Source organism: Burkholderia sp. PU8-34 (assembly GCF_053427725.1).
On record NZ_JBSAXC010000011.1, the window covers coordinates 139,171 to 153,472 of the forward strand.

Annotated in this window: 16 protein-coding genes and 1 pseudogene; 9 read left to right on the forward strand and 8 right to left on the reverse strand. The window is 61.2% G+C overall.

Translation table 11 applies throughout. The annotated features are described in order from the left end of the window. Positions 1-11: 11 nt before the first annotated feature. Entirely contained in the window at positions 12-368 is a 357-nt protein-coding gene (locus ACV22Z_RS24510) for an SMI1/KNR4 family protein (protein WP_448078867.1), read from the forward strand. A 103-nt stretch (positions 369-471) separates the two neighbouring features. After that, the gene (locus ACV22Z_RS24515) at positions 472-1,035 is read left to right on the forward strand and encodes a hypothetical protein (RefSeq protein WP_448078868.1); all 564 of its coding nucleotides are present in this window, start codon (positions 472-474) and stop codon (positions 1,033-1,035) included. Positions 1,036-1,216: 181 nt separating this feature from the next. Here ACV22Z_RS24515 and ACV22Z_RS24520 read toward each other — a convergent pair whose 3' ends face one another. Continuing rightward, positions 1,217-1,543 carry a hypothetical protein gene (locus ACV22Z_RS24520; RefSeq protein ID WP_448078869.1) on the reverse strand — a complete coding sequence of 109 codons (327 nt, stop codon included), beginning with the start codon at positions 1,541-1,543 and terminating at the stop codon, positions 1,217-1,219. Between the two features lie 26 nt (positions 1,544-1,569). Here ACV22Z_RS24520 and ACV22Z_RS24525 point away from each other — a divergent pair, with 26 nt between their 5' ends. The 5 genes from ACV22Z_RS24525 (at position 1,570) to ACV22Z_RS24545 (ending at position 6,168) form a co-directional block, all read left to right on the forward strand. Beyond that, on the forward strand, positions 1,570-1,923 hold the full coding sequence (locus ACV22Z_RS24525; RefSeq protein WP_448078870.1) for a hypothetical protein: 354 nt from the start codon (positions 1,570-1,572) through the stop codon (positions 1,921-1,923). A 50-nt stretch (positions 1,924-1,973) separates the two neighbouring features. After that, complete coding sequence (locus ACV22Z_RS24530) at positions 1,974-2,438, forward strand: DUF2846 domain-containing protein (protein WP_448078871.1); 465 nt, start codon at positions 1,974-1,976, stop codon at positions 2,436-2,438. 179 nt (positions 2,439-2,617) lie between these two features. Beyond that, a complete protein-coding gene (locus ACV22Z_RS24535; RefSeq protein WP_448078872.1) occupies positions 2,618-3,328 on the forward strand; it encodes a tyrosine-type recombinase/integrase in 711 nt (236 codons plus the stop codon). A gap of 142 nt (positions 3,329-3,470) precedes the next feature. Next, a complete protein-coding gene (locus ACV22Z_RS24540) occupies positions 3,471-4,817 on the forward strand; it encodes a hypothetical protein (protein ID WP_448078873.1) in 1,347 nt (448 codons plus the stop codon). Positions 4,818-4,896: 79 nt separating this feature from the next. Then, on the forward strand, positions 4,897-6,168 hold the full coding sequence (locus ACV22Z_RS24545) for an IS256 family transposase (RefSeq protein WP_448078932.1): 1,272 nt from the start codon (positions 4,897-4,899) through the stop codon (positions 6,166-6,168). 44 nt (positions 6,169-6,212) lie between these two features. On the opposite strand, the pseudogene ACV22Z_RS24550 reads toward ACV22Z_RS24545, so the two are convergent. Further along, positions 6,213-6,599: pseudogene (locus ACV22Z_RS24550) on the reverse strand (helix-turn-helix domain-containing protein); the annotation flags it as partial. 132 nt (positions 6,600-6,731) lie between these two features. Between ACV22Z_RS24550 and ACV22Z_RS24555 the strand changes: the two are divergent. Both ACV22Z_RS24555 and ACV22Z_RS24560 read left to right on the forward strand, forming a co-directional pair. Further along, the gene (locus ACV22Z_RS24555) at positions 6,732-9,092 is read left to right on the forward strand and encodes a LysM peptidoglycan-binding domain-containing protein (RefSeq protein WP_448078874.1); all 2,361 of its coding nucleotides are present in this window, start codon (positions 6,732-6,734) and stop codon (positions 9,090-9,092) included. 2 nt (positions 9,093-9,094) lie between these two features. Continuing rightward, positions 9,095-9,493, forward strand: a complete 399-nt coding sequence (locus tag ACV22Z_RS24560; RefSeq protein ID WP_448078875.1) for a hypothetical protein — start codon at positions 9,095-9,097, stop codon at positions 9,491-9,493. Between the two features lie 470 nt (positions 9,494-9,963). Here the strand turns inward: ACV22Z_RS24560 and ACV22Z_RS24565 are convergent, their stop codons facing one another. The 6 genes from ACV22Z_RS24565 to ACV22Z_RS24590 all read right to left on the reverse strand — a co-directional run bounded on the left by ACV22Z_RS24565 (position 9,964) and on the right by ACV22Z_RS24590 (position 14,297). Then, on the reverse strand, positions 9,964-10,218 hold the full coding sequence (locus ACV22Z_RS24565) for a hypothetical protein (protein ID WP_448078876.1): 255 nt from the start codon (positions 10,216-10,218) through the stop codon (positions 9,964-9,966). 45 nt (positions 10,219-10,263) lie between these two features. Next, the gene (locus ACV22Z_RS24570) at positions 10,264-10,596 is read right to left on the reverse strand and encodes a DUF2322 family protein (RefSeq protein WP_448078877.1); all 333 of its coding nucleotides are present in this window, start codon (positions 10,594-10,596) and stop codon (positions 10,264-10,266) included. Beyond that, on the reverse strand, positions 10,593-10,970 hold the full coding sequence (locus ACV22Z_RS24575; protein ID WP_448078878.1) for a hypothetical protein: 378 nt from the start codon (positions 10,968-10,970) through the stop codon (positions 10,593-10,595). The genes ACV22Z_RS24570 and ACV22Z_RS24575 overlap by 4 nt, the downstream gene beginning before the upstream one ends. A gap of 88 nt (positions 10,971-11,058) precedes the next feature. Then, on the reverse strand, positions 11,059-12,879 hold the full coding sequence (gene atsR / locus ACV22Z_RS24580; RefSeq protein ID WP_448078879.1) for a hybrid sensor histidine kinase/response regulator AtsR: 1,821 nt from the start codon (positions 12,877-12,879) through the stop codon (positions 11,059-11,061). Continuing rightward, positions 12,876-13,376 (reverse strand): molybdopterin-dependent oxidoreductase, encoded by a 501-nt coding sequence (locus ACV22Z_RS24585; protein ID WP_448078880.1) that lies wholly within the window; start codon positions 13,374-13,376, stop codon positions 12,876-12,878. The genes atsR and ACV22Z_RS24585 overlap by 4 nt, the downstream gene beginning before the upstream one ends. A 42-nt stretch (positions 13,377-13,418) precedes the next feature. Continuing rightward, positions 13,419-14,297: a helix-turn-helix domain-containing protein gene (locus ACV22Z_RS24590; protein WP_448078881.1), complete on the reverse strand. Its 879-nt coding sequence runs from the start codon at positions 14,295-14,297 to the stop codon at positions 13,419-13,421. Positions 14,298-14,302: the final 5 nt, after the last annotated feature.

The window sequence follows — 14,302 nt, forward strand, 5'->3', positions numbered from 1 at the left end:
GGATGCAAACGATGTCCAAATTCGAACTCTATGCCAGTGAGCAACTGCCCGCCGGCTTTGTCTACCCAAGTGAAATTCAGGATTTCGCGACCACCGGAGAGTATCCCGATCTAGGGCCATGGTGGTTTATTGACGCTAACTCTAAGGCGGGTAAGCTCGCCTATTCGGTTCGGCAGTGTGACGGACGAAATCTCATACCGTTTGCAAAGGTCGATGACGGCCGTGGGGACGTTGCGTGCTTCGATGGGGACGATACATCGGGTAATCCTAAGGTCTGCATGCTTGTACTCGATGATTCGGGACGTAGCTATTCCTTCGCAAGCTTTTCTGAGTGGAAGGTTTCCGCGTTAAGGGACGCTGCCGGTTGAGATGTGAAGTTGCATCCGTTACGACTACCGTCAGAGGTAATGAGCACGGAGTCGTAACATCGGGGCAATCGCGGCCGATGCCGTGGCGAGTACCGTTGGCAATATGGTCGTCAACAACGTCCAAGCCGCGTCGGTCGACTCGACAACGCGGCGCACGCAGGACGCGATTGCAGCGGTCAACGGCCAGATTCTGCCCGGTGGCTTGGGCGGTGTTGGCAGCGGATTCGTAGCGCCGGAGTCGACGTATAGCAATGCCGCGTTGCTGTATGGCGCATACGGTGGTCTGGTCGACACGACGCCGACGTCTTACAGCAACGCATCAGTGTTGTATGGCGTTGGAGGAGGCGCTCCGGCGGCTCCTACAGTGCTCGCTGGACAGCCTTTTAAAGCGCAGTTCTCGGATGCTTTACCGGGTATCCAGGTCGCGGATAACAATCTCCTGAAGCAACTGGGTCGGGACGCATCGATCCGCACGGACGCGATGATGTCGGCATATCAGGTTCCGCACCTGGATCCGCAGGCCGGGCCCCAGGCTGGTGCCGATGGACGCAGCCGCTTCGCGCGCGAGTACAGACGCCGCGTTCATGCGTTTCATGGAGACGCAGGGCTCGCAGCCTATTGGCGGGTTGATGGCGAATGCTGCAATCCAGGCTACGGGGAACGCTAGGTACGCGGGGCTTGTTGCTGATGCGGCTGGGCCGCTCGATGCACTTTGGGCGCCACGAGGTGGGGCTGGTGCTTCCGTTGCTAGTGTGCGTCGCGGACAGTTTGGTGGACTTGGTTCTGTAACTCGTGAAGGTATTGTGAGCGGATTGGGGGAGGTCGTGCAGCCCCATCTCGAAACAATTTCACGACTTGATCCCGATGGACTTGTCGGATTCCGAGGAAGTTTGGCGCGCGGGATTACTGGGCCACATAAGGGAAGCATCCCGTTCAATACCCAGAGTTTTGACGTTGATGCTTTCATCGTGAGCGACAAATTGGCTACGGATTTCAATAGTCGTACGCGCTTCCGTAGCGGCGCAGACATCGGCGCGGTCTCTGTAATTTAGAGATCGATTGATACATCCCTTCGACAGAGTATTGATTTTTCTGGGTTGCGCGACGAGCCATTTACGTTCCGCATATTTACTCATAATGAGATTCAGCGGCTTCAGCAGAAAAATGATGCCCAATACTTCTTCCTTAATCCGAATAAGCCATGACTCTTGATTCTATGAACGTTTTTGCGAACATTGTTATTGAGCCATGCGGCACATTGTCCGAGACTGCGGCGCTGCTCGGGCGAGCCCTAGATCAACTCCAATTTCAGGAAGAGACTCAGCGAGCTTTCGACGAATATCCGGCGTACGTGGCTGAGCGCGACGGATTGCGATATGCCCTACTGGGAACGCCGGAGCCAGAGGATGACATACGGGACGATCCGTCAGAGGACTTTGAGTTAATTGTTAGATCTGGGTTGGCGGATCCGGGGGCTCAAAAGGTTGATATCTCTGAAGAATTGATCGTGAGAATTCGTGCTTCCGGATTGTTAGAGTGCCGTTTGCTGGGGTGACTGTCGGTGAATTTTTTTAGTATTGAATGACAATAAACGAGGTGAATGAAGTGCAGTTGAAGAAATCGATCCCACTGGGTGTTTCGTTTTTGATTCTGGCGGGCTGCGCATCGGTGCCGATGGGCGATCCACAACGCGATGCTGAGCTGAAGACGTTCAAAACCCCGCAGGAGAAGGCGGCGATTTACGTGTATCGGAACGAAAGCATGGGCGGGGCCATCAAGATGCCGGTGACGCTGGACGGGAAGATTCTGGGCGATACGGCCGCGAAGACTTACCTGTACAGCGAAGTTGAGCCTGGTCGTCACCAGTTGGTCTCGAAGGCGGAAAACGACTCGACGCTGGATGTCGATACGGTAGCCGGAAAGATCTATTACGTCTGGCAGGAGGTCAAGATGGGCATCATGTATGCTCGCAGCAAGCTACAGCTCGTTGACGACACGACCGGGCAGGACGGCGTGAAAGAATCGAAGCTGGCTGTTCTGAAGTCCGAGCAAGCCGAGGCTGCCAAGTGACGATCCGTTGCTGCTAACGCCCATATCGACGCCCGCGTAAGCGGGCGTTGTCGTATCTGCGCCCGATGCGTCAGAAAAGCCCTCTCGCGACGCGCCTGCGCTCGTCGTCATCGAGGTGCATTACGCGGATTCCGCCGATCGCGCGACGCAGCTGGTGCGCGTGGCTGTCGCGGGAGCGAGTGATCGAGCACAACGCGGCGGCCGACCTGGTGCTGCCGAGCGCGCCGAAATCGTTGCCGAAGAGCGTGCCGAGCGTGGGACAGATCGCGCGGCTGATGGCGCAGCCGGACCTGTCGGAGGTGACGGGGGTGCGCGACCGGGCGATGCTGGAGGTGCTGTACAGCACGGGGATGCGGCGCATGGAGCTGTGCCACCTGAGCCTGGCGGACGTGGACCTTGAGCAGGGGACGGTGTGGATCCGACGCGGCAAGGGCAAGCGGGACCGGTTCATCCCGCTGGGGGCGCGGGCCGGGGAGTGGGTCGGCCGGTATCTGGAAGAGGTGCGGCCGCGGCTGATGGTGCGCGCGGACGACTGGTCGCTGTTCCTGACGGATTACGGGGAGGCGTACCAGCCGTCGCGGCTGGCGACGCTGGTGCGGCGGTATATGCGGCTGGCGGGGCTGATGCAGGGGGCGTGCCACGCGCTGCGGCACGCGTGCGCGACGCACATGCTGGAGAACGGAGCGGACATCCGGTTCATCCAGGCGCTGCTGGGCCACGCGGAGCTGTCGACGACGCAGATCTATACGCACGTGGCGATCGGGAAGCTGAAGGCGATCCACGCGACGACGCACCCGACGCGGCGGGGTCCGGTGGACCGGCGCGAAGGGGTGACGCTGCGGCTGGCGGAACTGGAGCGCGAGGCACGGGAGGAGGCTGACGAGCCCTGATTGCAGGCAAAAACGCGCGTCTGGGCAAAAATTACCCGTATCGTATTGATGGGCCGGAGAGCCTTGTGCTATAAGGGTTTGCGCTCTTTAAGAAGGCAGTTCGCGTCAAAGACACCTGTTTGGCAATATGGTCGCGGACCAGATGAAGAGTCAGCCGACGACGACCGAACTGCGCACCCAGCAGGCGATTGACGCGATGAACGGGCAGATCCTGCCAGGTGGTGTAGGCTCCGCCGGGACGGGTTTCGTACCCGCCAATGCCGCGTATATCCGGTTCGATAACAGCCCGTCAGTCAGCGCCGCAACGGCACTGGCGAATTACGACTCCCCTGCGGGTATCGAACAAGCGAGGGCGCAACGCAGTGCCGAGCTGCAATTGCTCGCCGATCAACCTCTCGACCGTGGCTTCTCCGGGGTCCAGGTTCTGATCGAAGGCGTAGGGTCGACGGGCGGGCCGGTTCCGCAGCCGACCGCCGAGCTGGGCACGATTCGAAATCTGAGTTGGTTCGAGAGTCAGTTGGCCTTCAATCCGGTTGCGCAGGCAGCGCAAGGGTTTGTTGACCAAGGGCTAACGCTCGCGAACGGCGCATGGAATGTCGTGTCCCATCCGGTGAATACGGTAGCCGCGATCGGCGGGCATTACGCGAACGCGTATGTGGCTGGCGATCTTGGCGGCACGATTCTGCGCGACGCAAGCGGTATCGTGGCCGGTGCGGTGAAGGGCGCGCTCAGTCCGATTGATGCGCTGTATCGCCAAAACGAGGCGGGCGGAGCTTACCGACTGGGTGGGGCCATGTTGGACGGGGCACTGTCTGTGGCAACGCCTGCCGCCACGAGCGCAGCGATTCGTCTAACCGGAGCTGGACTCGAACGTGGTGCAACGATCCTTGGACCGACGTTCGATAGGGCCGCAAACAGCTTCTTGGTGAACAGGGGCATGCTGCTGAACGCTGTACCAGAAAGCGGAGGTTTCGGAGGTGCTGCTGCAACGCTGTCGCGAGTCGAAAGCAGGTTCGCTGGCGCATCGCGAGAAGTTGGTTTCATTATCGATAGTAGGTCGGGCGATATTCTTGCCGTGCGAAGAGCAGGGTTGGGTAACGGGACACAGATTAGCCTCAATTCCGCTACAGATTTCCCGTTGATGAGCGGCAATGTTTTTACCCATAACCATCCATTAGGCGGTAATTTGTCGCCTGGCGACGTATCAACCGCGATTGGCGCAGGTGTGCGGGAGTTCCGAGCACGTTCCCACCTTGCGCCGACTGGAGGATTTGCAAAAATGAGAGCACCACTTCACCAGAACCCGACGCCATATATCGCGATGAAGGATGCGGGCGCATCACCTCAAGACGTGTTTCGCAAAGCTCGGAGCGATGGCTACAAGAACTTTGAGTGCATTGTGCTGATTAGTGGCGTCTTTGATATTTCCCTGAACGATGCGCGCGATATGGCGCATGCCATTTACCGCGAAGACAAGGGAGCGGGTTGATCGTTGGTATGGACAGTTCCTTGGGACCTATCCGTCATTTCGTGGGCGAGGCATATCATGAGGTGCAAAAGTCATGGATATGCTGATGAAGAAGAGGCAAACCGTAGCGCGTCAGGCAGCGGCTCGCGGGCCGCTGCCTGAGTTGCCCAAGGAACTGCTGGACCAACTGGTCAAGGGGCCGATGACGCCGACCGAGGTTCAGGATCTGATGCTGGCGTTCAACAAAGCGGTCATCGAACGCGCGATGGGCGCCGAGATGAATCTGCATCTGGGCTACCCGTCGGGCCAGTCCAAGCCGGCCGGACAAGCCAACGAGCGCAACGGCGCCAGCGGCAAGACGGTCATCACGGATCGCGGCCTGGTTCGTGTCGAGGTCCCTCGTGACCGTGACGGCAGCTTCGAGCCGATCCTGATTCCGAAGCACGAGCGCCGCTTCACCGGCTTCGACGAACGCATCATTGCGATGTACGCGCGTGGCATGAGCGTGCGTGAGATTCAAGGGTTTCTGGCCGAGCACTACGGCACCGAAGTGTCGCCCGACTTCATCAGTTCGGTCACCGACGAGGTGATGGCCGAGGCGCTGAGCTGGCAGAACCGCCCACTCGAGGCGATGTATCCGGTCGTCTTCTTCGACGCGCTGCGGGTCAAGATCCGCGACGACGGCGTGGTCAGCAACAAGGCCGTCTATCTGGCCCTGGGAATTCAGGCCGACGGCCAGCGCGACGTACTGGGCCTCTGGAGCGAGCAGACCGAGGGGGCCAAGTTCTGGCTCAAGGTGTTCAATGAACTCAAGACGCGCGGCTGCCAGGACATCCTGATCGCCGTGGTCGATGGCCTGAAGGGGCTAACCGAAGCCATCGGCGCGGCCTATCCGCGGACCACCGTTCAGACCTGCATCGTGCATCTGATCCGCAACAGCCTCGAATACGCCAGCTACAAGGACCGTAAGGTGCTCGCCACTGCGCTGCGCCCGATCTACGCGTCTGCCAGCGAAGAGGCGGCAAGGCAAGCGCTGCAAGACTTCGCCGATGGTCCTTGGGGCGCGAAGTACCCGACGATCGTGCAGTCGTGGCAACGCGCGTGGGAGCACGTCGTGCCGTTCTACGTGTTCCCGCCGGAGATTCGACGGGTCGTGTACACCACGAACGCCATAGAAAGTTTGAACATGCAGTTGCGCAAGATCATCAAGACCCGTGGTCACTTCCCGAATGACGAGGCGGCCATCAAGCTGCTCTGGCTAGCGCTGCGCAACGTGCTGGCCAAAACCGTGCGGGCTGCGTTCGACTGGAAATCAGCCATGAACCAGTTTGCTATCCTGTTCGGTGAACGATTTACCAAGGCGCGTGGATAACAAGTTGTTCAACCGCCTCGCCCACAAAAATGCGGACAGGTTCGGCGTTGCTTGCGTGGAATCCATAGGCCGGAAGCCCTCATCAGCGTACGAACCGTCTCGACAGCCAGGTCAATGCCATGACATTCGCGCAGTTTCTCGCACGCCAGCGTCGGGCCAAAATCCGCGTAGCGCTCGCGGATCAATGCCAGCGCCCGCTGCGCCTTTCCAGCCGGCAACTGATGATTGCTCGGGCGCCCACGCTTGCCTGACACCAATCCGGCCACGCCGGCCGCGCGATAGCGCAACACGAGGCGCTCAACCTGCAGCACGCTCAAACTCAGCCGGTCGGCCGCCTGGCCGGGCTTGAGCCGGCACTCGGCCACCGCCTCAATCATCTTCAGCCGATCCACTTCACGCATCGTCATCGTGATCGTCCCAGTCGCGTTCATCGCCGGCGCTCCCTGTGGGGTGTCGGCGATCAACCTACAAGCCAAAACACGACATTTTTATTTAGCGGAAACGCGACATCTGAACTTGGGACCTACAACGACGGGATCGATCACGTCGATTATGTGCAGGAGTTGGCCGGACAACTCGGGCCGGGCAGCGACGAGCGCTACAAGATCTTCAAGCCGGTCAGCACGGCGGACTTCGATGAGAACTTCATGCGGATCGACAACGCGTATCCGGGGCCGGCGTCGGGTAGCTGGACGGTGCGCACGGGGGATACGCTGCAGTCGATCGCGTCGGCGGTGTGGGGGGATGCGACGCTGTGGTACATCCTGGCGGACGCGAACGGACTGAAGGGCGAGGATGGGCTGAAAGCGGGCCAGATCCTGAAGATTCCGAACAAGGTGACGAACGTCCACAACACGTCGGAGACGTTCAAGCCGTACGACCCGGGCAAGGCGATAGGGAACACGCAGCCGACGCTACCGGATCCGCCGCCGCCGCCGGGGAAGAACGGGGGCTGTGGTGGGCTGGCGTCGATCATTGCGGTGGTGGTGGCGGTGGTGGCGTCAGTGGTCTCCTACGGCACCTTGGCACCCTATGCCACGTCGCTTGCAACGTCGGTCGGGTTCAGCGGAGCGGCCGCAACGACAGCGGGAGCTGTTGGCGCTGGCGCAGTGGCTGGCACCGTAGGCGCGGTATCGAGCCAAGGGGTGTTGATTGCGGCCGGCGAGCAAAGCGGCTTTAAGTGGAAGGGCGTTGCCTTGGGGGCGGTGAGCGGGGCGGTGGCCGGAGGTGTGACGAATGTCATGGCGCCTACGGCGACCATTGCAGCCAATGGCGCCAACGCGGGCGCGTCGAACGGATTGGGGGCGGCGGTACTCCAGGGTGCGGTGCGCTCGACGGTGGCACAAGGCATTGGCGTTGCAACAGGCTTGCAGCATAGCTTCGACTGGAAGGGGATAGCAGTGAGTGCGATTGCATCGGGCGCGGCCTATGGTGCGACGCAGGTGATCGGGCAGTGGCAGTACGGTGAGACGTGGAGCGGGATGTCGGGGGCGGCGCTTCGGGCGGATACGTTGAACTCGGCGGTTCGGGGCATGGGCGCGGGCTTGGCGGCGGGTGCGGCGAGTACAATTGTTCGGGGCGGTAGTTTGGCAAGCAACGCTGGCGCAATTGCGATGGACGCGGTTGCCGGTACCATCGGCAATATGGTGGTGGATCAAATCGCGAGCACACCGACGTCTACCGATTTGCGCACGCAGCAAGCGATTGCTGCGATGAACGGCCAAATATTGCCGGGTGGAGTTGGCGCTAGCGGCATAGGTTTTGTGTCAGCGGATACGTCATACATTCGATTCGCTGACGCTTCCCAAACTGGCGCCGCCGTATCCGGAAATTACGACACCGCTGCCGGTATAGAGCAAATGCGGGCGCAGCGCATTGCCGAGTTGCAACTGGCCGCATCACAACCGGTCGACATCGGGTTCGGGCCTAACGAGGTACAGGTTCTCATCGAAGGTATCGGGTCAACCGGCGGCGCGATTTCGCAATCGCAACCCGAGCTGGGAACGATTCGAAACCTGAACTGGTTCGAGAGCCAGTTGGCTTTCAATCCGGTTGCGCAGGCGGCGCAAGGCTTTGTTGACCGCGGAGTGGAGTTCGCGAGTGGCGCGTGGAATGTAGTGTCTCATCCGCTGAATACGGCAGCAGCGATCGGCGGGCATTACGCGAATGCGTATGAGGCTGGTGACTTGGGCAGTACGATTCTGCGCGATGCAAGTGGTATCGCGGCGGGCGTGGTGAAGGGAGCTGTCAGCCCGATCGATGCGCTGTACCGTCAAAACGAAGCCGGTGGAGCTTATCGAATCGGCGGATCCATGATGGACGTGGCTCTGTCTGCGGCAACGCCCGGTGTTGTGGGCGCAGCAACTCGCCTAACCGGAGCGGGACTCGAGCGTGGTGTGGCGATGTTTGGGCCGAATCTGGCCCGTATGTCGGAAAACTACCTCGCCAAGACGGGTGGGCTGTCGTATGTTATTGGAAGTCGGAATATTGGATCGGCGGGAGTAAAAAACCTAACCGAGAGAGGTACTCTGACTAATCTGCGGCCGGCGGATCCCGCAGTTGCACAACGCCCTATTCGAACGCTTGTGCAGGGTGAAAGTGGCCGATACTGGTTACAAGGTTATGGCGGGAATAGAATTACTCCCTCGGGAGCTTATGATTTCGTAACTATGCCAGACGGAACGATTCGGATTGCGAGGCCGAATCTGAGTCCTGATTTCTCTACTCATTTGGGATTAAGTGGTGGTGGGGAGGTGAATTTCGCTGGATCGATCCGATTTGCGAATAACTCTGGGCCGAGCCGAGGGTCTATTGTGAATTGGACGAATAGTTCAGGGCACTACCGACCGCCAGCGTCGCTGGCAAGCAATGCCGGGTTGCCCATCGACTTGTTCGGTCAATTCAATCCGTTTGCGCCGAGGTAATCATGGAAAATTTAAATTCGATCTGCACGCGACTTAGAGGCATGGGACCGGGTGAGGCATCTGACTGGGTGCTCGAGAATTTTCCGTCAGACGATCCGTCGTATGGAGTTGTTTTTGACATTATTCCAAAGATTTCGTGGCGGAGGGGTGATCAGGAAAAGTTGGCAAGATACTATTTGAAAGGTATGCCATTCGCAAATGATAGGGCTTATGTGGCACTCTCCAAAATAATGCCGATTGATAGATTTATAAGGATTGCGGGAGAGTGCATGCCAAAAAGTGGCGAGGACATTGAGCTTGTTTTGTATTATTTAATTCCTGCTTTGAGTGAAGTTGCAAAGTCTGACTCTGATCGTGCGCGACTCGACAATTTTGTTGCTAGATATGCAGGCGAGTCGTGACATTGACAATATAGATAAAATTATTGACAGCGCTCGCATTAGCGAGCGCTGGTTCGATAAAGTTGGCGTGCAATTCGTCCGTTGAGGCATAGAAACGCGCGTGTGGGCAAAAATTACCCCTCGTCGTATCGACAGGGCGCAGAGCCTTATTCTTTAATGGTTGGCTCTCTTTAAGAAGGCAGTTCGCGTCAAAGACACCTGTTTGACAATATATCGATGGGGCAGTTGTCGACGGGCCGGCGGGCGACGAGCGCGGACGATGCGAGCGTCTCGATCGTGATCGGCGGTGCGGGATCGGACGGCGTGCAGCTCGGTTACAACGCGGCGGGCGAGCGCACGCTGGCGCGGTACGCGAGCGACGGCCGGACCGAGATGTACGCGTACGACGCGAATGGCTACCTGACGACGCAGACGATCAACGGGAAGCGGTACGCCGAGCGGACCAACGATGCGATGGGGCGGGTGACGCGCTACAGGTCGTACGACCGGGACGGCACGACGCGGCTGGTGGACCTGGAGCGCGATTGGGACGGCGACGGCCAGTTGAGGTCCGAACGCGACAAGGTCGCGCAGCAGACGACCACGTACACGCGGATGGCCGACGGGACGGTGACGCGGGTCGAGCAGCGGCCGACCACGGGGCCCGGCACGTCGGTGACGACGACGTATACGTACGAGTGGTGGGACAGCGCGAAGCAGAAGATGGTGGTGTCGCAGGCGGACAACCCGGAGCGTCCGGGGTGGAAGCCGGCGCGCCGTCAATTCACCGCTCAGCCCTTCGCGACGACGTCGATGCGCAGCGCTTCGCCGCCGGCGACGATCGCGAGCAGGCGATCGACGTTCGGGTGCGCGCCAGGGCGGTTGCGTGCGTCGGCGGTGTGCTCGGCGAACACCGCAAGGCCATGCTCGGCGGCCTTCGCGTCGAGCGCGCCGAACGCCTGCTTCAGGTAGTGGTACACCGCGAGCGAACCTTGCTTGCCGGGCTGGTTCTCGATGCTGGCGACCACGTCGCCGTTCGCGCCGACGAGATCGATGCGCGAGATGCCGTCGATGGCCGGCAGTTGCGCGAGGTTGTCCTTGAATACTGGGGTCGGTTGAATCACTGAAAGCACTCCGTCGGTTCGATAAAAGGCATGGCGGGCCGTATCTTATCCGATCGGACGCGGGGCGCCCCCGGTGAGTCGTGCCGCGCGTCCGTCAGTGCGACGCCGCCGACCCAGCCACGCAGCGCGGCGGTCATCGCTGCTCCGCCCCCTGAAGCAATCCGGCGTCGCGCGCGATCGACGTCGGGACTGCGATACAAGTGCTCCGGAATCTCCGCGAGCCGCGACGCGTGAACCTGCCGCGACGCGAGTACGTAGAACTTCTGGAAGCTCATGATCAGCGGCGACCATTTGTTGGGGGCGAACACGTAGCCGCGCGCGAGCTTCGACGCGGAAACCGGGTTGGAGCCGGTCGTGCGGGCGATGCGGTCCACAGAGCGTGCGACTGCGTCGACGACGGCAGGTTCAGCACGCACTCGCCGGTGCTGATCATGTTCTGCGTGGTCCGGGAACTGGCGGCCATTACCCGAGCAGCCTTTCCACCAGCGCGCCGAGCTCGCGCAGATGCACGGGTTTCGGCAGGAATGCGTCGAACACCTGCCTGTTCTCCTTGAGCGCAGTCGACTCATACGCGCTGACGCCGAGGATGGCCGTCTGCCGCTCGCCGCCAGGTGGCATTGCCGCACGGATCCGCTGCGCGACCTCGAAGCCGCTCAGGTCCGGCAGTTCGAGATCGAGCAGCACGAGGTCGTACTGCTGCTCGCCGAAGCGCGCGATACCTTCATTGCCTGTGCCGCACAGGTCGGCCGGGATCCCGAGCGCGGACAGCATCGAGCCGAGCGTTTCGCGTGCGTTGTCGTTGTCGTCGACGACCAGCGCTCGCCGGGCGCGGGGCGGCGCGAGCGGCGGCAGGGGCGGCGCGTCGCCCGGCCGTTCGCCGCCGTCGTGCAGTCCGACCGGCAGCTCCACCGGCAGCGTGACCGCGAATTCGCTGCCTTCGCCGACGACGCTGCGCACGTCGACATGCCCGCGCAGCGTCGTCACGATCTCCCGCACGACGGCGAGGCCCATGCCGATGCCGTCGACGTGCAGGCCCGCCGCGTCGTTTACGCGATAGAACGGCTCGAAAACTTTCGACAGGTGCGATTTCGCGATGCCGACACCGGTGTCGCGCACGACGATCGTCAACTGATGGCCGGCGGCCGTATGCGCAAGTGTCGCGGCGACGGCGATCGTGCCGCCGTTCGTGTACTTGACCGCGTTCTCGATCAGGTTGCTCAGCACCTGCTGCAGCAGCTTGCGGTCCGAGCGCACCGCGAGACCGGCCGGCTCGACCTGCTGCGAGACCTGGACGCGCTTCGCGGCGATCCGCTCGCGAAACGGCTCCAGCACGTCGGCGAACAGCACCGCGACGCCGACGACTTCCGATTCGGCGAGGCGCTTGGTCGAGCGCAGCTTGATGTAGTCGGTGAGTTCCTTCACCAGCGCTTCGAGCGACGACGCCGAATTCTGCAGCCGCCTGATCGTCTTCAGGTTCGCATCGGACTGCGGCCGCGCGAGCAGGATCTCGATCGACCCGCAGATCGCCTGCAGCGGAGTGCGCAGCTCATGGCTGACCATCCCGAGAAACGCGTTCTTCGCTTCGATCATTTCGAACGCGCGGTCCGACGCCTTCTTCTCGGCTTCGAGCGCCGCGTGCTGCCGTTCGAGCAGGTCGTCGCGCGTGCGCACCGTATAGAACAGCAGCAGGAACAGCGCACCGAGGATCACGCCGAGGATGCCGCCGAGAATGAAGATCGCGCGCTGCTTTTCCTTCAGCTGATGGAACGTGAAATCGCGCTGCGCCATTTCGATCGCGCGGAAGTAGTTCGAGAGGCCGTTCACTTTCGGCCAGTACGCGGCGACGTCGGCAAGCACGCGCGCGGCATCGCCGGGGGTGTCGCGCAGCGTCGGCACGTCGCGTTTCAGGCGCGTCATGATTTCGCCGAGGGTCGCGATGTCGTCGCGCGCCTTCGGGATGCGCAGCCAGTATTCGGACACTTCGGACGGCCGCTCGAGGAAGCCGAACGACACCGACAGGCTGTCGAGCTGCATCTGCACGCGGTCGAAATCGTCGTCCTGATGCGTAGCGTAAAGAATCAACTGCCGGTCGAAGCGGCTGTATGCGTTGCGGTATTGTGCGGCCGTCCAGAACACCCCTTCGCGCGGGCCTTCGAGCACACCCTCGTTGACCGAGGTTGCGAGCAGGTCATACAGCAGGAACGCCCACGTGGCGAATCCCAGGATCCACAGGGATCCGAGGATCACGATGATTTTTCTGTTTTTCCACTGCTTGCCGATCATTTCACGGTCAGGCCAATGATCTGCCAGGCGAACTTGGCTTCGCCGAGCGGCGTCTTCAGGTCGTCCGGAAACTGGTCGCGCGGATACATGATCCACAGCGGGCCGTAGTTGTCGTTGCCGAGCACCTTGCCGTCCATCTTCCGCGCGAGGATCACGCCGTACTTCTCCGCATCGGCCACCGGAATCGTGAACGTGTATTCGTCGATGCAGCGGAACTCGATCTGCGTGCCCGTCGCGCCGACGATCTTCAGCACGTCGGCGAGGCGCGGGCCGCTGAAGGTCGCCTTCGGCGTCCAGCTCGTCGATGTCGTGATCGAATGCTGCGGCAGTGCCATCAGCTCCTGTTCGGAGAATACGTAAACGGTCTTGCCGGGCTGGTTCGACTTCTCGATCTTGCCGTCGACGGTGAACGTGAACGGCGCGGCCCAGGCGGCGGCAGCCACACCCAGCAAACAGGTCAGCAGCAGGCTTTTCAGCCAGATCGTCGTGATTCGCATGTGTCGTTCTCGCTTGTCGTTTGTCTTGATCGGATCGGTGGCTCAACCGGCGCTTGCGCTGAACGGCTGGGCGATCTTCAGCTCGCGCGCCACTTCGGCAAACAGGATCGGCAGCCGCACCGGCTTCTCTTCGCAGCGCGCATTGTAGTGCGACACCACGCGCGCGATTTCATCCTCGCTCGCTTCGCCGGTCGAGATCTTGCCCGTCAGCAGGAAGATCGGGGCGCCGCCGTTTTCGCTCGACCGGATGCCGCGCACGAGATCGGCGGCCGTCTCGTCGCCGAGCATCCAGTCGAGGATGTAACCGTCGAAATCCTCGACGGCCAGTGCGTTCCTGAACGAGTCGCAGTCGAAGTATGGGATCGCGTTCACGCCTTTCTCGACGAAATACTCGCAGATCGTTTCGGCGACGTCCGGTGAATCGTCGACCACGGCGATCCGCGCGACGCATGCGTTCTGCTGCGTCGAGCGCAGTTCGATCAGGTCGACCGGGTAGGTCCGGCCTTCGTGCGCATGCTGACGTTCGGTCACGATCCATTCGCCGTGCGACTGGGTCGCGACGAAGTCCGATTCGCCGTGGCTGCTGGCCTTCGCGGAAATTGCGGCGCGGCAGCGGAAGCGCCGCGATTCGATCACGAGCGTCGCGTCGACCATCTCGGCGGCGTGCGCGTTCGGTTGCGTGGCGCGGTCGTCGAGCAGGATCGCGGGCGGCACGCCGAAGTGCGTCGCGATGTCCTGCAGCTGCGACAGGTTCCACGGGATCAGCCCTTTCATCTTGCGCGTGACGACGGAGAAACTGAGGCCGAGCACGTTCGCGATCGTCGTGTTGTGGCTGCGCGGCGGGATGCCGTTCCGGGTCAGGAGATCGCGCACCTTGGTGGCGGTGATGAGGTCGGCGCTGGTCAGCTCGCTGTTGGACATCTCGT

Excerpts from the sequence above, each read along its gene's own strand:
- ACV22Z_RS24540 (WP_448078873.1), top strand. The coding sequence starts at position 3,471 with ATGAAGAGTCAGCCGACGACGACCGAACTGCGCACCCAGCAGGCGATT.
- ACV22Z_RS24545 (WP_448078932.1), top strand. The coding sequence starts at position 4,897 with ATGCTGATGAAGAAGAGGCAAACCGTAGCGCGTCAGGCAGCGGCTCGC.
- ACV22Z_RS24515 (WP_448078868.1), top strand. The coding sequence starts at position 472 with ATGGTCGTCAACAACGTCCAAGCCGCGTCGGTCGACTCGACAACGCGG.
- ACV22Z_RS24525 (WP_448078870.1), top strand. The coding sequence starts at position 1,570 with ATGACTCTTGATTCTATGAACGTTTTTGCGAACATTGTTATTGAGCCA.
- ACV22Z_RS24510 (WP_448078867.1), top strand. The coding sequence starts at position 12 with ATGTCCAAATTCGAACTCTATGCCAGTGAGCAACTGCCCGCCGGCTTT.
- ACV22Z_RS24585 (WP_448078880.1), bottom strand. The coding sequence starts at position 13,376 with ATGCGAATCACGACGATCTGGCTGAAAAGCCTGCTGCTGACCTGTTTG.
- atsR (WP_448078879.1), bottom strand. The coding sequence starts at position 12,879 with ATGATCGGCAAGCAGTGGAAAAACAGAAAAATCATCGTGATCCTCGGA.
- ACV22Z_RS24590 (WP_448078881.1), bottom strand. The coding sequence starts at position 14,297 with ATGTCCAACAGCGAGCTGACCAGCGCCGACCTCATCACCGCCACCAAG.
- ACV22Z_RS24560 (WP_448078875.1), top strand. The coding sequence starts at position 9,095 with ATGGAAAATTTAAATTCGATCTGCACGCGACTTAGAGGCATGGGACCG.